Source organism: Pseudomonas japonica (assembly GCF_013522925.1).
In the GTDB taxonomy this organism is placed as follows: Bacteria; Pseudomonadota; Gammaproteobacteria; order Pseudomonadales; family Pseudomonadaceae; genus Aquipseudomonas; species Aquipseudomonas japonica_A.
On the sequence record NZ_JAAMQU010000011.1, the window covers coordinates 92,733 to 110,730 of the forward strand.

Annotated in this window: 18 protein-coding genes; 10 read left to right on the forward strand and 8 right to left on the reverse strand. The window is 62.8% G+C overall.

Translation table 11 applies throughout. The features are described from left to right. Positions 1-7: 7 nt before the first annotated feature. The gene (locus G7016_RS17860; RefSeq protein ID WP_181117061.1) at positions 8-253 is read right to left on the reverse strand and encodes a YebG family protein; all 246 of its coding nucleotides are present in this window, start codon (positions 251-253) and stop codon (positions 8-10) included. Between the two features lie 151 nt (positions 254-404). Between G7016_RS17860 and G7016_RS17865 the strand changes: the two genes are divergently transcribed. Continuing rightward, positions 405-902 (forward strand): phosphate-starvation-inducible protein PsiE, encoded by a 498-nt coding sequence (locus tag G7016_RS17865; RefSeq protein WP_181117062.1) that lies wholly within the window; start codon positions 405-407, stop codon positions 900-902. A 32-nt stretch (positions 903-934) separates the two neighbouring features. On the opposite strand, the gene G7016_RS17870 is transcribed toward G7016_RS17865, so the two are convergent. Beyond that, positions 935-1,273: a DUF3509 domain-containing protein gene (locus G7016_RS17870; protein WP_181117063.1), complete on the reverse strand. Its 339-nt coding sequence runs from the start codon at positions 1,271-1,273 to the stop codon at positions 935-937. A 391-nt stretch (positions 1,274-1,664) separates the two neighbouring features. Here G7016_RS17870 and G7016_RS17875 point away from each other — a divergent pair, with 391 nt between their 5' ends. From G7016_RS17875 to G7016_RS17885, 3 genes are read left to right on the forward strand one after another with little or no spacing between them, the layout of a single operon-like run. Next, positions 1,665-1,967: a DUF3649 domain-containing protein gene (locus tag G7016_RS17875; RefSeq protein ID WP_181117064.1), complete on the forward strand. Its 303-nt coding sequence runs from the start codon at positions 1,665-1,667 to the stop codon at positions 1,965-1,967. Then, a complete protein-coding gene (locus tag G7016_RS17880; RefSeq protein WP_181117065.1) occupies positions 1,964-3,520 on the forward strand; it encodes a PepSY-associated TM helix domain-containing protein in 1,557 nt (518 codons plus the stop codon). Before G7016_RS17875 ends, G7016_RS17880 begins: the two co-directional genes overlap by 4 nt. Then, complete coding sequence (locus G7016_RS17885; protein ID WP_181117066.1) at positions 3,520-3,840, forward strand: DUF3325 domain-containing protein; 321 nt, start codon at positions 3,520-3,522, stop codon at positions 3,838-3,840. Before G7016_RS17880 ends, G7016_RS17885 begins: the two co-directional genes overlap by 1 nt. Here the strand turns inward: G7016_RS17885 and G7016_RS17890 are convergent. Beyond that, positions 3,834-4,721: a helix-turn-helix domain-containing protein gene (locus G7016_RS17890; protein WP_181117067.1), complete on the reverse strand. Its 888-nt coding sequence runs from the start codon at positions 4,719-4,721 to the stop codon at positions 3,834-3,836. The genes G7016_RS17885 and G7016_RS17890 overlap by 7 nt on opposite strands. A gap of 137 nt (positions 4,722-4,858) precedes the next feature. Here G7016_RS17890 and G7016_RS17895 point away from each other — a divergent pair, with 137 nt between their 5' ends. Further along, complete coding sequence (locus G7016_RS17895; protein WP_181117068.1) at positions 4,859-5,773, forward strand: DMT family transporter; 915 nt, start codon at positions 4,859-4,861, stop codon at positions 5,771-5,773. Here the strand turns inward: G7016_RS17895 and G7016_RS17900 are convergent. Then, complete coding sequence (locus G7016_RS17900) at positions 5,763-6,737, reverse strand: 2-hydroxyacid dehydrogenase (protein WP_181117069.1); 975 nt, start codon at positions 6,735-6,737, stop codon at positions 5,763-5,765. The genes G7016_RS17895 and G7016_RS17900 overlap by 11 nt on opposite strands. 124 nt (positions 6,738-6,861) lie before the next feature. Beyond that, a complete protein-coding gene (locus G7016_RS17905; protein ID WP_181117070.1) occupies positions 6,862-7,815 on the reverse strand; it encodes a LysR family transcriptional regulator in 954 nt (317 codons plus the stop codon). 256 nt (positions 7,816-8,071) lie between these two features. Between G7016_RS17905 and G7016_RS17910 the strand changes: the two genes are divergently transcribed. The 4 genes from G7016_RS17910 to G7016_RS17925 are packed head-to-tail and all read left to right on the forward strand — an operon-like array spanning position 8,072 to position 12,818. After that, positions 8,072-9,604: an efflux transporter outer membrane subunit gene (locus G7016_RS17910; RefSeq protein ID WP_181117071.1), complete on the forward strand. Its 1,533-nt coding sequence runs from the start codon at positions 8,072-8,074 to the stop codon at positions 9,602-9,604. Next, positions 9,601-11,769 carry an FUSC family protein gene (locus G7016_RS17915; protein WP_181117072.1) on the forward strand — a complete coding sequence of 723 codons (2,169 nt, stop codon included), beginning with the start codon at positions 9,601-9,603 and terminating at the stop codon, positions 11,767-11,769. The genes G7016_RS17910 and G7016_RS17915 overlap by 4 nt, the downstream gene beginning before the upstream one ends. After that, positions 11,759-11,959, forward strand: coding sequence for a DUF1656 domain-containing protein (locus G7016_RS17920; RefSeq protein WP_181117073.1), 201 nt, complete (start codon positions 11,759-11,761; stop codon positions 11,957-11,959). Before G7016_RS17915 ends, G7016_RS17920 begins: the two co-directional genes overlap by 11 nt. A gap of 10 nt (positions 11,960-11,969) precedes the next feature. Next, entirely contained in the window at positions 11,970-12,818 is an 849-nt protein-coding gene (locus G7016_RS17925; protein WP_181117074.1) for an efflux RND transporter periplasmic adaptor subunit, read from the forward strand. Between the two features lie 91 nt (positions 12,819-12,909). On the opposite strand, the gene G7016_RS17930 is transcribed toward G7016_RS17925, so the two are convergent. From G7016_RS17930 to G7016_RS17940, 3 genes are all read right to left on the reverse strand, one after another. Continuing rightward, complete coding sequence (locus G7016_RS17930) at positions 12,910-13,740, reverse strand: SDR family oxidoreductase (RefSeq protein WP_181117075.1); 831 nt, start codon at positions 13,738-13,740, stop codon at positions 12,910-12,912. 72 nt (positions 13,741-13,812) lie between these two features. Beyond that, positions 13,813-15,207 carry a PhoH family protein gene (locus tag G7016_RS17935; protein ID WP_181117076.1) on the reverse strand — a complete coding sequence of 465 codons (1,395 nt, stop codon included), beginning with the start codon at positions 15,205-15,207 and terminating at the stop codon, positions 13,813-13,815. Between the two features lie 373 nt (positions 15,208-15,580). After that, positions 15,581-16,711: a polysaccharide deacetylase family protein gene (locus tag G7016_RS17940; RefSeq protein WP_375139706.1), complete on the reverse strand. Its 1,131-nt coding sequence runs from the start codon at positions 16,709-16,711 to the stop codon at positions 15,581-15,583. 141 nt (positions 16,712-16,852) lie between these two features. Here G7016_RS17940 and yaaA point away from each other — a divergent pair, with 141 nt between their 5' ends. Then, positions 16,853-17,623: a peroxide stress protein YaaA gene (gene yaaA / locus G7016_RS17945; RefSeq protein ID WP_181117077.1), complete on the forward strand. Its 771-nt coding sequence runs from the start codon at positions 16,853-16,855 to the stop codon at positions 17,621-17,623. The last annotated feature ends 375 nt before the right edge of the window (positions 17,624-17,998 follow it).

Below are 17,998 nucleotides of genomic sequence, written 5' to 3' on the forward strand. Positions count from 1 at the left end.
CCAGGGGCTATTTGAGCTCGGCGAGTGCCTCGACATTGCTCTTGAACGCCGCGGCGAAGACGGCGCGGTTTTTCGCGAGGAAAATACCGATTTCCTCGGCCTGGTTCTCGCTCAGGCCTTCGATGTTCTTTTCCAGAACCTGGCCAACCACTTCGGCCAGCTCCAGCATTTGATCGTGAGCGTCTGCGAGTTTCCTATCCAAGAATATGGTCTCCAGGTCACGAGTACTTCGGTACAGGACTTCAACAGCCATGAGGGCCTCTCAAGCGTGTAGGTGCATATGCTGGTTATTTATACAGTGTCATGAGCGCGCAGGCAAGCCTGTGGCCTTGATTCTGCATGCGCCATCTGTTGTAACACCGGTCGGGCACGCTGCCCGGGTCACCGCAGAAGGATGATAGACAGTGAAGATCAATTGGGCCGACGCGTTGCGAGGGCGCGTGCATGATTGCGCGGAGTCGCTCGGAAACCTGCTGGTAGAGGGGTTTCATTACCTGGCGTTGTTCGCCATCGGCGGGGTTACCGCCTGGGCGGCGGTGCTGGCGTTCATGCAGATGCTCGAAAAGGGCTCGATCAGCGTGGACGATATCCTGCTGCTGTTCATCTACCTGGAGCTGGGCGCCATGGTGGGGATCTATTTCAAGACCAACCACATGCCTGTACGTTTCCTGATCTACGTGGCGATCACCGCACTCACGCGCCTGCTGATTTCCGACGTGTCCCACCATGCGCCAGCAGACCTGGGGGTGGTGTACCTGTCAGGCGCGATTCTGCTGCTGGCATTCGCGATTCTGGTGGTGCGCTACGCGTCGTCGCGGTTCCCGTCGATCAAGATCGAGGGCCCTCAGCGCAAGCGAGCGGGCAAGGTCGAAGTGGTGGAGCTGGAGAAGGGCGAAACCTGAGTCAGCCTTCAGCCAGTGCCTTGCGGGCTGGCTTACAAGCCCGCGCCGCGCGCCGTCGTGTGTTCGGCGCGCCAGGCGGAGGCACCGGTACCTTGAGGAAGTAGAGGCTGGCGGCTGCCGTCGGTCATTGCCGTGAGCATCTCCATCGCGCTGCCACCGTGCTCGATGGCAATGCCGAACTTGATGCTCTCGATCAACCGCTGCAAGCGCTTGGGATCGTTGCGCTGGGCAGGGCTGATCATCCGCTTGGCGACCATCCCCGTCTCGTTGGACAAGGTGAGCATGATAGTCCCGTCGAGGCCCTGAATACTCAGGTTCACGCGGTAGTCGGGTTGAAATGCTTCGCTGATGATCTGAAAGGGGTTGTCCATACTTCACCTGACTGGTCGAGACTGCACCTATTGACTGGGGCGGCCAGTGATAGTTCTCGCGATCCTGACCGTCGGTTCAACCCCACGATCAACCCTCAAGCCCTTGCTGCTGGCTTGTACCAGTGATGTGCAAGGGGCGTGCCGTAGCCTGGCCTTTATCTACCTTACCTTCAGCAATGGCCGGTTCAACGGGGCCCTGCCTCGAAAAGTGGCGTTAAGCCATTGAGCGGTATGGCTATTTAACATCTATTAGCACGCTACCCTTCGGGCATGCATTCCCTTCCTCGGCAAGGATCCGCACTGCGGCGGTGCGCGCGCATGAGGTTTCTTTGCTTATGAGAATGTTTATCAATAGAATCGCACGCTCCGCCTCCGCCTTGACTGGCTGCCCATGAAAAAGCCTGCCCCCGTTCCCGCCCGTTATCGGCTGGGTGTGTTGTCCCGCTGCCTGGCCGCCAGCCTCGGTGGCTACGCGCTCACCACTGCCGCCAGTGCTTTTGTGGGCGCGGTTTGGCCCAGCCCGCCGGCGCAGGCAGCAGCGGGTGCGATGATGCTGGGCCTGGTGATCTATGTGGCCGCAACCCTCTGGGTGTTCGCCTGCCGCAGCGCGGCCAGGGCCTGGTTGGGCATAGGCGCCGGTACGCTGGTGCTCGCATTGGCAGACATCGGCTTGTATCGGATTGCAACCGCATGAGAGAGAGCTTCCGGCAGGCGATGGCCTGGCTGCATACCTGGCTGGGGCTGACCTTTGGCTGGCTGCTGTTCGCGATGTTTCTCAGCGGTACGCTCAGCTATTTCAAGGACGAAGTCACCCACTGGGCGCAGCCGGAAGTACCCGTGCGCCCGCTCGACACCCGTGCGGCGCTGGGGTATGCCCAAGCCTTCATGCAGCAGGCGGCGCCTGGCGCCTCGAACTGGTACATCATGCCACCCGACGATCGCCGCCCGGGGCTGGAAGTGATGTGGCAGGCGCCAGCCGAACAGGGCGGGGCCTTTATCAGCAAGTTGCTAGACCCGGCCACGGGGCAGTTACTGGCGGTTCGGGACAGCAAAGGCGGCGACTTTTTCTACCGCTTCCATTACGAACTCGAGCTTGGCTACCCGTTTGGCCGCTGGGTCGCGAGCTTTGCCGCCTTGGCGATGCTCGTTACCATGGTGAGCGGCATCATTACCCACAAAAAGATCTTCAAGGAGTTCTTCACCTTCCGCCCCGGCAAGGGGCAACGCTCCTGGCTTGACGGCCACAACGCCGTGGGCGTGTTGGCCCTTCCGTTTCACCTGATGATCACGTACAGCGGCTTGGTGATATTCATGGCAATGCTGCTGCCCGCCACCCTGTTCACTGTCTATAAAGGGGCGCCCGCCGCTTTTTATCAGGATGTGTTCCCTAACGCTTTCCCTGGGGCCGCATCCGGGCAGACAGCGTCGGCGGCATCGCTGCCCCGGCTGTACGACCAGGCGATGGCCGAGTGGCCTGGCGCGCGCTTTGCCCGGGTAGAGGTACAAAACCCGGGGGACGGTGCCGCGCGTGTGGTGTTCTATCGCCATCCCGGCGACCGCATCGCCTATGTACCTGGCGCCAGCCTGGCATTCGACGGTGTTACCGGGGCCCTGCTGGGCAGCAGCGTTGCCGACAAAGGGGCGTTGTTGGTGGCAGGTGGGTTCTATGGCCTGCACATGGGGCAGTTCGCGACTACGGCGGAGCGCTGGCTATATTTCATCTTCGGCCTGGGCGGCACCGCGATGATCGGTACCGGCCTGGTGCTGTGGCTGAGCAAGCGGCAGCTCAAGTACGCACGCGAACCGAAGCCGCCGTTTGGCGTGCGCTGTGTCGCCACGCTTAACCTTGCAAGCATGGCGGGGCTGGTACTGGCCGTTGCGGCGTTCTTCTGCGCCAATCGTTTACTCCCGGTCCAACTGCAGGAGCGCGCGGGCTGGGAGGTTCGGGTGTTCTTCCTTACCTGGCTCCTGACCTTGGCCCATGCCGTTCTGCGCCAAGGGCAGCAGCGGGGCTGGGTCGAGCAGCTCAGCGCCGCGGCGGTAATGTTCGCGGCCTTGCCCGTGCTTGGAGTTTTTTACACAGGCCGGGGCTTGGCCACTGCCGTTGCCGAAGGTGACTGGGCGACCGCCGGGGTGGACCTCACCTCTGTGCTGGTTGCCGTGCTGCTGGCTTGGCTGGCGCGCAAGGTCGCGCGCCGTTCGGCCGCGCAGGCCTCGCCGGCTCGGCCTGCGCGGGTGATGCCTTGATGCTGCTTGGGGCTTCACTGTGCTACGCCGGGTTCAGCGCCTTGTGCCTGGCGATGGATCGCCACCATCAGGACCTGCTTGGCGCCAAGCCTGGCCGCCAGCGGAAGCAGCTGCTGCGATTGTCAGGGGTGCTGCTGCTGGCTGTCGCGTTGGGGCTGATGATTGCCTCCTCCGGTTGGGCCATGGGGCTGGTTCGCGCAGTGGGGCTGGCGATGGCGAGCGCAGGTGTGCTGGTAGCGTTGATACCTTATTGGCCGCGCATGGCATTGGCGCTTGCCACCGGCGGGGTGCCGGCCACGCTGGTGTTCGGTACCTATTGAAGCGTGGGCGTGCCCAACGCTGCGCGATAGGCCGCCGGGGCCATGCCCACTGCCTGGCTGAAGCGAGTACTGAAGTGGCTGGAGCTGGCAAAGCCGCACGCAAGGCTGATATCAGCGAGTAACCGGGTTCGGTCGGCCAGCAAGCGTTTTGCCATGGCAATGCGCCGCGCCAGCACGAAGCGATGAGGCGGCACGCCCAGACTGAGGCGGAACATGCGGGCGAAATGGAATTCGGACAAGCAGCACACCGCGGCCAGTTCACCCAAGCTTAGCGGCGCCGCAAGGTTCGCTTCGATGTACTCAAGCACGTGGCGGCGTTGCGCGGGCGCCAGGCCGCCTTTGAATTCGAACACCTTGCGCGGCGCTATCTGGGTATGCAGGGCATGGCCCAGCATTTCATGGGCAAGGCTGCTGGTGAGCAGGCGCTCGGCGGGCTCGTTCCAGTCCAGCGCCACCAGGCGGGCGAAACGGCGAGCCTGTTCGGCGTCATCCACGAAAGTTCGCTCGTTCAACGCCAGGGCGCGGGGCTCGCGATCGAACAAAGCGATGCACCCAAGGGCCAATTGCTCCTCGCTGAAATACAGATGCGCCAGGCGAATGGGCCCATTGATGACCCACGCCGAGTCGTGCCCGGCGGGCAATACGCAGAGCTTGCCGGGGGCGCCGTTACGCTGCGGGCGCTCGCGGCGGTGGGTGCCAGTGCCGCCGGCGAGGTAGCAAGAGAGCGTATGGTGCCCGGGGCCCTGGTAATGCCGCGCGTCGTTGCGGTTGTTCCATACCGCGGCCACCAACCCATCGCCCAGCCCGGCCCGCTGTTCCAGCCGCGCATGCGGTGACTGGCGCAGTGCTTCGAATACCTCGATCTCGTGCAGGGTTTTCATGGGGCGCTCCTTCCGGGTGGCTCATCCTAACGCGGCCCGGCGTGTTTACCAGCAGCACGCCAATCAAAAGCGCAGGAATCTGAAAGCGCGCCTTCCAGTCACGCCCTCACACTGGCTGCCGGATTATGGAGGTGGTCATGACTGTCGCGCTTTATCTGCTTACGGTGCTGATCTGGGGCACCACCTGGATCGCCCTCAAACTGCAACTGGGCGAGGTGGCCATTGCCGCGTCGATCGTTTACCGCTTCGCGCTGGCTGCTGTCGTGTTGTTTGCCGTATTGCTGGCCACTCGACGGTTGCAGCCCATGGGCCGGCGTGGCCACGGTTTGGCGGTTGCTCAGGGGCTGTGCCTGTTCTGCGTGAATTTCGTGTGCTTCCTGCATGCCAGCCAATACATCGCCAGCGGGCTGGTGGCCGTGGTGTTTTCTACCTCTACGGTCTGGAATGCGCTGAACGCCCGGCTGTGGTTCGGCCAGCGGATCAGCCCCCGGGTGATGGTCGGTGGCGCGCTGGGCCTGGCAGGGCTTGGTTTGCTGTTCTGGCCTGAGGTGGCCGGCCATGGCGCAGGCCAGCAGACACTGATAGGCGTGGGCCTGGCGCTGCTCGGTACGTTGTGTTTTTCGGCAGGCAATCTGCTGTCCACCCTCCACCAGAAGAATGGCATTCGACCGGCGACCAGCAATGCCTGGGGCATGGGTTACGGCGCAATGATGCTAGCCGCGTGGTGCGTTGCCAGCGGTACGCCCTTTGGCTTCGACCTGGCACCCACGTATGTCGGGGCGTTGCTGTACTTGGCTATCCCCGGCTCGGTCATTGCCTTTACTGCCTACCTCACCTTGGTCGGTCGCCTGGGTGCGGAACGGGCGGCGTACTGCACGGTGTTGTTCCCGATCGTGGCCTTGAACGTGTCCGCCGGATACGAAGGCTATACCTGGAGCGCACCGGCCCTGTTCGGGCTGGTGCTGGTGCTGGGTGGGAACGTACTGGTGTTCAGCAAGGGAGGGTGGTCAAGCCAGCCGCCCCTACGCTTTCATACAGAACCTAGCCTTTGAAGGTGTCAGGGTTCACCAGGTCGGTGGGTCGCTGGCCCTTGAGCGCGGCGGTGAGGTTCGCCATTGCCCGCTCTGCCATGGCGGCACGGGTTTCGCCGGTGGCCGAGCCGATATGGGGCAGGGTCACAACGTTTTTCAAGGCGAACAATGGCGACTCCGCCAGCGGCTCGCGCTCGTACACGTCCAGCCCGGCGCCGCGAATGGTGCCGTTCTGCAAGGCTTCGACCAGCGCGGGTTCGTCTACCACCGGGCCGCGGGCGATGTTGATCAGGAACGCCGATTTTTTCATCAGCCCCAGTTCGCGATGGCTGATCAGGTGGCGGGTTTTTTCGCTCAACGGCACCACCAGGCACACGAAATCGGCCTTGGCCAGCAGGTCGTCAAGCTCGCAGAAGGTAGCGCCCAGTTCCGCTTCCAGGGCGGGCTTGCGGCTGTTGCCGCTGTACAGCACCGGCATGTTGAAACCCAGGCGGCCCCGCCGTGCAATGGCTGCGCCAATATTGCCAAGGCCGACGATGCCCAGGGTTTTGCCATGCACGTCGCTGCCGAACAGGTCGGGGCCAACGGTGGCTTTCCACTGGCCGGCTTTAGTCCAGGCGTCCAGTTCCGCCGTGCGACGCGCGCTGGCCATGATCAACGAAAAGCCCAGGTCGGCCGTGCTCTCGGTCAGTACGTCGGGTGTGTTCGTGAGCTGAATGCCGCGGCGTGTGAGGTAATCCACGTCGTAGTTGTCATAACCCACCGATACGCTGGAAATCACTTCCAGCTGTGTGGCGTTCTTGAGCTGAGCTTCACCCAACTGCCGGCCCGCGCCAATCAGGCCGTGAGCCCTGGGCAGCGCCTCGTTGAACTGTGCCGACACATCGCCCTGTTTCGGGTTGGGCACGATCACATCGAAATCCTGTTCCAGGCGTTCGACCATCTGCGGGGTGATGCGGCTGAAAGCGAGTACGGTCTTTCTCATCGGGCACGGTTTCCGGTTGTCTGGGAGATGGAAAGCTACAAGTTGCAAGCCTCAAGCTGCAAGCTTGAAGCGGTGCGCGGTGAAGCCACTTGCAGCTTGAAACGTACAGCTTGCGGCTTGTGGCTTACAGCTTGCCGCTCAAGACCTGCTCGTGGTTGCGCAGGTCGGCGTCCTGGGCGGCGAGGATGTCGGGCAGTGAGCCGCGCAAGTATTCGACCCAGGTCTTGATCTTCGCATCCAGGTACTGCCGCGAAGGGTAGATGGCATACAGGTTGAGCTCTTGCAGGCGGTACTCGGGCATCATCCGCACCAGCGTGCCGTTGCGCAGGCCTTCGATGGCCGCGTAGATCGGCAGCACCCCAACGCCCATGCCGCTGGAAATCGCGGTTTTCATGGCGTCGGCCGAGTTCACCTGGAAGGGCGCGTTGGTGATGTTGATCATCTCCTGGCCTTCCGGGCCATCGAAGAACCAGCGCTCCAGTTGCACCACCGGGCTTACCAGGCGCAGGCAGGCATGGTTGCGCAGGTCGCCGGGTTTACGCGCCACCCCATGGGTTTTCACATAGTCGGGGGAGGCGCACACGATGCTGTAGGTAATCCCCAGCCGTTGCGACACAAAGCCTGAATCCGGCAGCTCGCTGGCCAGCACGATGGACACGTCATAGCCTTCGTCAAGCAGGTCCGGCACGCGGTTGGCCAAGGTAAGGTCGAACGTCACGTCCGGATGGACCTTGCGGTACCGGGCAATGGCGTCGATCACGAAGTGCTGGCCGATCCCGGTCATGGTATGCACTTTCAATTGGCCAGCCGGGCGGGCGTGCGCATCGCTTGCCTCGGCTTCCGCTTCCTCCACGAAGGCCAGAATCTGCTCGCAACGCAGCAGGTAACGTTTGCCTGCCTCGGTCAGGGCGATACGCCGGGTAGTGCGGTTAAGCAGCCGGGTTTGCAAATGTGCTTCGAGGTTGGAAATGGCGCGGGAAATATTGGCAGTAGTGGTGTCCAGCTGCACGGCCGCCGCGGTGAAGCTGCCAGCTTCAGCCACGCAGGTGAAGGCGCGCATGTTTTGCAGGGTGTCCATGGCTCGCTCTCTGAATGAACCGGCTGATTGTCGCATGAAGTTACACAATCGTAACCCTCGCCCGGCTTGGCGAAACCAGGTTTCATCCATGTTGCCTGCTTATCTCGTGGGAAGCGGCGGGGCCGCTGTCACCTTGGATTATCTCCGGCCACGTAACAAAGAATCACCGCAAGTGCCGCTTATCGCCCGCTCACGCGCACCCTAGAATGGCCTCGCTCAGTACCCTGCCCAACCCCCTTCTTCGGAACCCGCCGCTGTGCCGCGTCGCTTTTCCCGTGCGCTTGAAGCACTCATTGCCTGTGCGTTTTCAACCTGTATAAGCGGCTGCGTCGGCACCGGTGGCATCGCCCCGAACGCCACCGTGCCCGAACCTGATCAACTGGCTACCGACGAAGCGATACGCGCTGCGGCCACAGAGGCACGCTGGCCGAGCGCGCAGTGGTGGCAAGGCTTCGGTGACCCGCAATTGAACCAATGGGTGGCGACGGCGGTTGAGGGTAGCCCGAGCCTGGCGGTAGCCTCCGCGCGATTGCGCCAGGCCCGCGCCGCCGCTGGGCTGGCCGAAGCACGCGAGGCGCCGCAGTTAAGTGCCGAGGGTGCCCTGCACCGTCGCAACTGGCCCTCCGATGGCTTTTACGGGCCGGGCGACCTGGCCAATCAAACCACCTGGGACAATAACGCCGGGCTCAGCCTGAGCTACGACTTCGACCTGTGGGGCCGCGACCGCAACTTCAGCGAGCGTGCGCTGGACCTTGCCCATCAAGCCGCCGCCGAAGCACGGCAAGCCCGCCTGGCGCTGACCCATGATGTGGTGCGCGTGTACATCGGCATGGCGCTGAGCTATGCCAGGCAAGACATCCTGCAAGCGACGTTGGCGCAGCAATCCCAGGTGTTGGAGCTGGCGAACAAGCGGTTGCGGGCGGGGATTGGTACTCAGCTGGAAGTGAGCCAGGCGCAAACCGTGATTCCGGAAACCCATCGTCAGCTGGACGAACTCGACGAGCAGATCGCCCAGGCCCGCAACCAATTGGCGGCCTTGGCCGGCAAGGGGCCGGGAGACGCCGCTGCTATTCAGCGGCCCCGCTTGCAGTTGGCCGCGCCCCTTGGTTTGCCCAGTGGCCTGCCTGCGCAATTGCTGGGTCAGCGCCCGGACGTGGTTGCCAGTCGCTGGCAAGTGGCGGCACAGGCCCGCGGGATCGACGTGGCACACGCGGGCTTCTATCCGAACGTGAACCTCAGCGCCAGCCTCGCCTATATGACCACCGGCGGCGGCATGCTGGAATTTCTCACCGGCAACAAGCTGGGTTACAGCGTGGGGCCTGCGTTCAGCTTGCCGATCTTCGACGGGGGCCGCCTGCGCGCCGAGCTGGGCGAAGCGGCGGCGGGCTATGATCTTGCCGTGGCGCAATACCGGCAGGTGCTTGCCGATGCGTTGCGGGACGTTTCTGATCAGTTGATTCGCGGTGAATCACTGACGCATCAGGCGGCGTTCGCTGATGAGTCGGTCGCCAATGCCCAGCGCGCCTACGATTTGGCACGGGTGGGCTGGCAGCGCGGGCTTACCGGCTACCTTGACGTACTGCAGGCGCAAACCGCGTTGCTGCGCCAGCAAACCATACAGCAGCAGGTTCAGGCTTCCAGGCTCGCAGCCCAGGCCGACCTGATCACCGCCCTGGGAGGTGGCTTGGAGGCTGGCCGGGATGCCCCCGCCGCCGACCGCTTGAACCCGCCTGCCACGCCCGCCGTGCTTACCCGGCTTGATACCGTGCGTGGCGCGGTGCAGCCATGACCACAGCGCGCATGCCGCTGGGCGAACAGTTGCGCCGCGGTTGGCTGGAATGGGCACGCAGCGACGGCGTGACCTGGGTGTTTATCTTCAAGGTACTGCTGGCAGCGTTTCTCACGCTGTGGCTGGCCATGCGCCTGGAGTTCCCGCAACCGCGCACGGCCATGATCACGGTGTTTATCGTGATGCAGCCGCAAAGCGGGCAGGTGTTCGCCAAAAGCTTTTACCGGCTGCTGGGCACCTTGGCCGGCGCTGTGGTGACGGTACTGCTGATTGCGTTGTTTCCTCAGAATACCGAGCTGTTCCTGCCCAGCCTGGCGCTGTGGGTAGGGCTGTGCTCGGCCGGGGCTGTGCGTCAGCGCAATTTCCGCGGTTATGGCTTTGTGTTGGCCGGCTACACCGCCGCGATGATCGGCCTGCCAGTGTTGGCCCACCCGGAGGGCGCATTTTTCGCTGCGGCCTGGCGGGTATTGGAGATCTGCCTGGGCTTGCTGGTGGCCACCAGCGTAAGCGCCGCGGTATTGCCCCAATCGGCGAGCGCTGCCATGCGCAACGCCTTGTATCAACGCTTCGGCGTATTCGCGGCCGTAGTGGTGGACGGCTTGCGCGGGGTGGCCACCGACCAGGGGCTTGAAGCCAGCAACGTACGTTTCCTCGCCGAGGCCGTGGGGCTGGAAGGCCTGCGCAGCGCCACGGCATTCGAAGACCCGCATATGCGCCGCCGCAGCGGCCGCGTGAGCCGGCTCAACAGCGAATTCATGGCCCTGACTACTCGCTTCAATGCGCTGCACCAGCTGCTCGCCCGCACCCGCGACAATGGCCAGGTGCGCGACTTCATCGCGCCGGGGCTGGAGCGTTTCGCCGCGTGCCTCGCCCCGTTCGGTGGCCGGCCGCTGACCGTGGACGATGCCAGCCGCCTGGCGGTCGCGCTGGAGCACCATCAGGCTGGTTTCGCCGAGCAGGTACGCACCCTGCGCGCCGGCTTTCTGCAGACCAGCCCCAGCGAAGCAGACTTGCTGGACTTTCACACCGCGTTCGAATTGCTGTTCCGCTTTGCCGATACCCTTCACGGCTACGCCTTGACCCATGCCTCGTTGGCGTCCCATCGGCATGAGCGCGAACAATGGGACCAGCCCTATGCAACGCATACATCCTGGCTGGCCTCCCTGGCGGCGGGGTTCCGCGGTGCACTGGTGCTGGTGGGGTTGGGGAGTTACTGGATCGCCACCGCCTGGCCCAGCGGCGGCACCATGACGCTGGTAGCGGCCGCCACGGTAGGCCTGTCGGCGGCCATGCCAAACCCGCGAAGGATGTCGTTCCAGATGGCCTGCGGCACCTTGCTCGGCGCCTGCACAGGCTTTGTCGAGCACTTCTTCATTTACCCGCACATTGATGGGTTCCCGCTGTTGTGTCTGGTGCTGGCCCCGGTATTCGCCTTCGGTGCGTTTCTCGCCTCGCGCCCACCGCTGGCAGGGTATGGCCTGGGGCTGCTGATTTTCTTCTCGATCGGCTCGGTGCCCGACAACCTGACCGTGTACAACCCCTACGGCTTTATCAACGACTACATCGCCATGGTGATCGGCATGCTGATCTGCGCCGCCGCAGGCGCGATCATTCTGCCGCCCAATGCCGGCTGGATGTGGCGCCGGCTCGAATCCGAACTGCGGCGCCTGATGGTGTTCGCGGTCAGTGGCGAGTCGCGGCGGCTGGCGAGCAGCTTCGAAAGCCGCGCGCGGGATATTGTGCACCACGCTTATGGGCTGGCTGCGGCCCAGCCGCGGGTGCAGCGTGACTTGATGCGCTGGATGCTGCTGGTGCTTGAAATCGGCCATGCGGTAATCGAGATTCGCCGGGAGCAGGATGACCTGTTCGTACACCCCGCTTATGCCGAGGGGCAGCCGTGGCGGCAGGCAATCCGCGCCATGGGGCGGGCCTTGATCCGGTTGTTCATCCAGCCGGTGGCCGCGAACCGCGAGCGAGCGCTGGCGGCGGTGGACCAAGCCATCGGCAGCGTGCGCGAGGCAGACGAGCCCTTCGCCCGGCATTTCGATACCTCGGTGCTGCGGCGTGTGCAGAGCTACCTGCACTTCATTCGCAGCAGCCTGCTTGACCCCCGCTCACCGCTGGCCGATCTGCCAGCTTCGTCAGGAACCGCCCATGCCGCGTGAAATAGCCTTCCATGGCGTGTACATGCCCGTTTTGACCGTGCTGTTGCTGCTGGCGATGGGCCTGGCCTGGGTGCTGGACCGCGTGCTCGCCAGCCTGGACGTATACCGCTGGTTCTGGCACCCCGCCTTGCTGCGCCTGAGCCTGTTCTTTTGTATTTTCGGCGCGCTGGCGCTAACCGTTTACCGTTGAGATCGACGCGATGAAAAAGCTGTTCAGCCTGGTTGGCACCTTGGTCGTATTCGGCGTGGCCGTGTTCCTCGGGCGCCTGCTGTGGGTCGATTACATGGATACCCCGTGGACCCGGGACGGCCGCGTGCGGGCGGATATCATCAATGTGGCCGCCGATGTGTCCGGCTATGTGGTCGCGGTGCCGGTGAAAGACAACCAGCGCGTGCGCAAGGGGGACCTGCTGATCCAGGTCGACCCAGCGCATTATCAGGTAGCGGTGGATCAGGCCAAGGCATTGGTGGCCGCCCGAAAGGCAACCTGGGACATGCGCAAGCTCAACGCCCGCCGCCGCGCCGACCTCGACGCCATGGTGATTTCCAAAGAGAACCAGGAAGATGCCGGCAGCATCGCCGACGCCGCCCAGGCCCAATACCAGCAGGCCCAGGCCGCGCTGGCGGCGGCCGAGCTGAACCTGGCGCGCACCCGGGTGGTGGCCCAGGTCGATGGTTACGTGACCAACCTGAATGTGCATGCTGGCGATTATGCCCGCGCAGGGGAGGCCAAGATGGCCGTGGTGGATGAGCACTCGTTCTGGGTGTACGGCTTCTTCGAGGAAACCAAACTGCCCCATGTGCATGTCGGCGACGCCGCCGAGATGCAGATGATGAGCGGCGAAACCCTCAAGGGGCATGTTGAAAGCATTGCCCGCGGGATCTACGACCGCGACAACCCGGAAAGCCGCGAACTGCTCGCCGACGTGAACCCTACCTTCAACTGGGTGCGCCTGGCCCAGCGCGTGCCGGTGCGAATCCACCTGGATGAAGTACCTGAAGGCATGTTGCTGGCGGCGGGCACAACCTGCACCGTTCTCATCCACTGATCGCGGTTTTTCGCGAGCTACGCCTGCGGCTGCGCCCAGCTCCCACAGGGTTAGAGGCCTCCTACAGGGGCACTACAGGTCAAGAGCCTTTTTACAACGGATTGCGCTTCGCTAACCCGAATGCCCGCCGCAAGCCCCATTCCAGCAACGCCTTGGGCACCAGCGCCGCCAGCAGCGGCAGCGTTCGGCTGCCGCGGCCTACCCTTAGCAGGCGAGGCGGGCCAGGGCGGGCCAGGGCCTGGGTGATACGGTCGGCCACCTCGGCGGCTGGGGTAGGGTGGTTCTGTGACGCGCGGGCCCGGTGGCGAATGCCGTCACGCATGGGCCACCACGCCGAGCCTTCGGCGATCACCTGTTCGGCTGCCGCGCTGGCGTTATCAGCGAAGCGGGTAGCGATGGCCCCCGGCTGCACCTCCATCACCCGCACCCCGAACGGCGCCAGCTCCATACGCAATGCATCGCTCAGCGCATGCACCGCCGCCTTGGACGCGCAATAGGCCCCGGCAAACGGCGTGACCATCACACCACTCACACTCCCGATGTTCACCACCACGCCGCGGTTTTGCCGAAGCAGTGGAAACAATGCACGCGTTACGCCTACCAGGCCCACCACATTGGCATCGAACTGGCGCCTCAACAGGGCATCGCCTTGATCGAGCAGCGGGCCCATGGCGCCATAGCCTGCATTGTTGACCAGCACATCAAGCCCATGGCCTTCGGCGGTCAACAGCGCCGCAAGGGCCTGGCACTGTTGCTCGTCCGTTACGTCCAATACCTGCGCCGAAAAGCCCGCCGCGGCCAGTTGGGCAACATCTGCTGGCTGGCGGGCGGTGGCCCATACATGATGGCCGGCCGCGCGCAGGGCGTGAGCCAGCGCCAGGCCAATGCCGCTCGAGCAACCGGTGATCAAAGAAACAGGCATGGGCGCCTCCAGTGAATGGAAGCGGCCATGCTAGCCAAGGAAGGGGCCTGGCGAAACCGCCAGGCCGTGCGATTACAGGTGGGATTCGGCGTATTCGGCCAGGATCGAGCGCGGCACCCCTTGCAGGGTGATGTGCACGCCGTGCGGGAAGTCCTTGAAGCGTTCGGTCAGGTAGGTCAGGCCCGAACTCGTCGCAGACAGGTACGGGGTGTCGATCTGCGCCAGGTTGCCCAGGCAGACCACCTTGGACCCCGCACCGGCACGCGTGATGATGGTTTTCATCTGGTGTGGCGTGAGGTTCTGGCACTCGTCGATCAGGATCAGGCTCTGCTGGAAACTGCGGCCGCGGATGTAGTTCAGGGATTTGAACTGCAGCGGCACCTTGCTCAGGATGTAATCCACGCTACCGTGGGTGTTTTCGTCGTCCATGTGCAAGGCTTCAAGGTTGTCGGTGATGGCTCCCAGCCACGGCTCCATCTTCTCGGCCTCGGTCCCCGGCAAAAAGCCGATTTCCTGGTCCAGCCCCTGCACGCTGCGGGTCGCGATGATGCGCCGGTAGCGCTTGCTCACCATGGTCTGCTCGATCGCCGCGGCCAAGGCAAGAATCGTCTTGCCCGAGCCCGCCGCGCCAGAGAGGTTGACCAGGTGAATGTCTGGGTCCAGCAGCGCGAACAGCGCCAGCGCCTGGTGGATGTCCCTGGGTTTGAGCCCCCAGGCTTCCTGGTGCAGCAGTGGCTCTTGATGCATGTCCAGGATCATCAGTTCATCGTTGCGCACAGCCTTGATCCAGCCGACAAAACCTTGCTCATCGATGATGAACTCGTTGATGTGCGCGGAGGGCAATACTTCGGCCAGCTGCACCCGGTGCCAGGTACGGCCATGGTCCTGGCGCGTGTCCACTTTCTGAACACGGTCCCAGAAGGAGCCCGACACAGTGTGGTAGCCCCTTGATAGCAGCGAAACGTCGTCCACCAGCTGGTCGGTGCTGTAATCCTCGGCGGCAATGCCGCAGGCGCGGGCCTTTAGCCGCATGTTGATGTCTTTGGTTACCAACACCACGTCCAGCTGAGGGCGTCGCGCATGCAGGTCGATCAACTGATTGATGATGACGTTGTCGTTCAAGTGATCCGGCAGCGGGCTCTCCAGTGCGCCGCGTTTGTTCATGAGAATGGACAGATAACCCTTGGGATCGCCTTTACCGCGCTGTATCGGCACGCCTTGTTCGACATCCTGCGGCGAGGCCTCGCCCAGCACCTTGTCGATCAAGCGAATAGCCTGCCGGCATTCGGCGGCCACCGAGTGCTTGCCGTCCTTGAGCTTGTCCAGCTCCTCGAGCACGGTCATCGGGATGGCTACGTGGTGTTCCTGGAAGTTGAGCAGTGCGTTGGGATCGTGGATCAGGACGTTGGTGTCCAGCACATACAGGATGGGCTGGTGGGTGGAGAGAGTGCGTCCTTGTTCATCCATACTCGGTCACCTTTCGTGGGAGCCAGTCGACGCAATACCCATGCGGTGCTGCGCCTCGAACGGCCGCCGTTACTCCAATGGGAGACCTGGCGACAAAAAGCGGGGTCGGGTGTGGACGCCACCTGTGTCGGCAGGGTTCGGCGGTCTGTTTCTTAGTACTCCAAAACCTGTGACCGAACAAAGCCTTTTGAACGATGTTTCATGTTTATTTTTCGGTGTGACGAATAGCGCTTGGCGCGCATGAGCCACACCGTTACAGTCCGAAGTCAACCGGCCTTGGCTGACCCGCCGCTTCGCTTGGGGCTATAAGCTACAAGCTTCAAGCTACAAGACGTCGCCGAACCGCTTTCCCCTTGCAGCTTGCAGCTCGCCGTCACGGGTAATCCCGACAATCCTCCCACGCAATCCCGCTCTGTGCCGTCGCGGCCAGCAGCGCCGGCACGGCGGTGCGCGCCTTGAGCTGGGCATCGTGGAACACGATGATCCCTTTTCGCCATAGCAGCATGAGGGTCAGCACGCGATCGCCGCTGTCCTCGGCGCTGAGTTGAGTGTTGCTGTCCTGAGAGTCGATGTCCCAGAGCACGACGTCCAGCTGCTGGCTTTCGAAGAATTCGCCACTGTCTGGCCGGCGTTGGCCATAAGGAGGGCGGAATTGCGGTACGTAGCTTTCCGGCAGCTGGCTTTGCACCAGCGCCACGCTGCGCAGTACCGAATCCTGCCAGTCCAGCCATTGGCTATGAGATCGGTATTGCCAGCCCTCCACCCCCACGCACTGATCGCGGTATAGCGCTTCGAGCTCCTCGGGCGGGGCGCTTTGCCGGCGCAACTGCACACTGTTGCCCAGTACGAAGAAGGTCGCGTTCATTTTCTGCCGGCGCAGGAAGTCCGCAATCCAGTCCGTGTTGCCCTCCGCCGGGCCAGGGCCTCCATCGAACGACAGCAGGAACACCCGGTCTTCAAGTTCATCACCGTTATGCTCGGCCTTGGAGAACTTCACCACCTCGCTGCTGATTTCCGGCAGCAGCGCCGCCATGTGCAGTTGCTCGTCCAGGTAGGTCCGGCTGAAGGCGCGGCCGGGTTCGGCCCAGGGTGCATAAAAGGAGTCGGACTCCACCTTGAACTGGCCCGCCTGCGCCTTGAGGTCGTCCAGGTTATCCACGGCATAACAGAAGGAGGCATCCTCGGCACAGCTTTGCTGCGCGTGGTCGAAATTGGCCCAAAGGCGTTGCCACCATTGCTCACGTAGCGTGTTGATCGCTGCCATGTTGATTTGATGCAGCCCGAGGCGATCGGCCAGCGCGGTTTCGTCCAGGGCCTCGCTGGCCAGTAGCTCGCGGGAGAAGCTCAGGATCTGTGCCCGGGATGCCACATCGAACAGCGCAGGCGTACTCAGCGCTTCTGGCCACTGGCTACGGTCCATCAGGGCCACTTCGGCGGGCGCGGCCTGCACGGCGGCAGGCGCGAAGGGCAGGGCAAAGGCAAGCATCAATGGGAGCAGGCGCAACGAAAGTCCTCCTTGAGCAGTATGCGCGCATGATAGCCACCCACCTGGCCGCTGGCGAATCAATCACGGAGATAGCCACAACAGTGTTGAAGCGAGGCCGTTAACGCGCCAAGCTCGCTCCTTTTTTCTGGAGCGCCCTTCATGTTGTTGGTGATCTCGCCTGCAAAGACCCTCGACTACGAAAGCCCCTTGCCAACCCGGCGCCATACCCAGCCCGCCTTTATCGAGCATTCGAAGGAATTGATCGCTGGGCTATGCGAGCTTTCACCGGCCCGGTTGAGTGAGCTGATGGGCATCTCGGACAAGCTCGCCGGCCTAAACGCAGCGCGCTTTGGCAGCTGGTCGCCCAGCTTTACCCCTGAAAACGCCCGTCCGGCCATTCTGGCCTTTAAAGGTGACGTTTATACGGGCCTGCAGGCCGAGGAATTTTCCGAAGCGGATTTCGACTACGCGCAGCAGCACCTGCGAATGCTCTCGGGCCTCTACGGCCTGTTACGGCCGCTGGACCTCATGCAGCCCTACCGGTTGGAAATGGGTACGGCTTTCAAGAACGCCCGCGGTAAAGACCTTTACGCCTTTTGGGGAGATCGGATCAGCGAATGGCTGAACCTGGCACTCAAAGAGCAGGGTGATGACGTGTTGGTCAACCTGGCGTCGAAGGAGTACTTCTCTGCCGTGAAGCGGCCGGCATTGAAAGCACGGGTGATCGACTGCGAGTTCCGCGACTTCAAGAACGGCGAGTACAAAATCATCAGCTTTCACGCCAAGAAGGCGCGGGGCCTGATGGCGCGTTACGTGATTCGCAATCGCCTGGAGCACCCCGAGGCGATGACAGCGTTCGACGAGGCCGGTTACCGCTATGCGCCGGAGCGTTCGGGTGCCAATAATCTGGTTTTCCTGCGCGATAGCTAAACTGTGATCGCAGTCACACTGCGTCTTTGCCTCATTTCTGTGACGTTTTCCGGGCTTGCAGCTCGTGCAAGCTGCAAGTTGACGGAAGTCCGGCGCCAAATACCGGTCAAAGTGTAGGAGTCAAACCGACGCTAGTGTCTCCCAGCTTGAAAAAAGTCCAAAAAAGCCAAAAATTTTTTGGGTGCTGGCGCTTTGGGTTTTTGGTGCTTCAAGCTGTTGATTTTAAAGGAAAATATCGAGATTTTATGGCTTTGTGCCACTACGTTTTGTAGGAAAAATCCACTGGAAAATTGTATGCGCGGTGCTAGCGCTCAGGAACTTCCCGGGGTATCTGTAGCTCATACGACGCGTACTGAATCACTCAGCGTGTGAGAG

What these genes read in the sequence shown, in the direction of transcription:
- G7016_RS17860 (WP_181117061.1), bottom strand. Translation starts at nt 253, where the DNA reads ATGGCTGTTGAAGTCCTGTACCGAAGTACTCGTGACCTGGAGACCATA.
- G7016_RS17870 (WP_181117063.1), bottom strand. Translation starts at nt 1,273, where the DNA reads ATGGACAACCCCTTTCAGATCATCAGCGAAGCATTTCAACCCGACTAC.
- G7016_RS17875 (WP_181117064.1), top strand. Translation starts at nt 1,665, where the DNA reads ATGAAAAAGCCTGCCCCCGTTCCCGCCCGTTATCGGCTGGGTGTGTTG.
- G7016_RS17880 (WP_181117065.1), top strand. Translation starts at nt 1,964, where the DNA reads ATGAGAGAGAGCTTCCGGCAGGCGATGGCCTGGCTGCATACCTGGCTG.
- G7016_RS17885 (WP_181117066.1), top strand. Translation starts at nt 3,520, where the DNA reads ATGCTGCTTGGGGCTTCACTGTGCTACGCCGGGTTCAGCGCCTTGTGC.
- G7016_RS17890 (WP_181117067.1), bottom strand. Translation starts at nt 4,721, where the DNA reads ATGAAAACCCTGCACGAGATCGAGGTATTCGAAGCACTGCGCCAGTCA.
- G7016_RS17895 (WP_181117068.1), top strand. Translation starts at nt 4,859, where the DNA reads ATGACTGTCGCGCTTTATCTGCTTACGGTGCTGATCTGGGGCACCACC.
- G7016_RS17900 (WP_181117069.1), bottom strand. Translation starts at nt 6,737, where the DNA reads ATGAGAAAGACCGTACTCGCTTTCAGCCGCATCACCCCGCAGATGGTC.
- G7016_RS17905 (WP_181117070.1), bottom strand. Translation starts at nt 7,815, where the DNA reads ATGGACACCCTGCAAAACATGCGCGCCTTCACCTGCGTGGCTGAAGCT.
- G7016_RS17915 (WP_181117072.1), top strand. Translation starts at nt 9,601, where the DNA reads ATGACCACAGCGCGCATGCCGCTGGGCGAACAGTTGCGCCGCGGTTGG.
- G7016_RS17920 (WP_181117073.1), top strand. Translation starts at nt 11,759, where the DNA reads ATGCCGCGTGAAATAGCCTTCCATGGCGTGTACATGCCCGTTTTGACC.
- G7016_RS17925 (WP_181117074.1), top strand. Translation starts at nt 11,970, where the DNA reads ATGAAAAAGCTGTTCAGCCTGGTTGGCACCTTGGTCGTATTCGGCGTG.
- G7016_RS17930 (WP_181117075.1), bottom strand. Translation starts at nt 13,740, where the DNA reads ATGCCTGTTTCTTTGATCACCGGTTGCTCGAGCGGCATTGGCCTGGCG.
- G7016_RS17935 (WP_181117076.1), bottom strand. Translation starts at nt 15,207, where the DNA reads ATGGATGAACAAGGACGCACTCTCTCCACCCACCAGCCCATCCTGTAT.
- yaaA (WP_181117077.1), top strand. Translation starts at nt 16,853, where the DNA reads ATGTTGTTGGTGATCTCGCCTGCAAAGACCCTCGACTACGAAAGCCCC.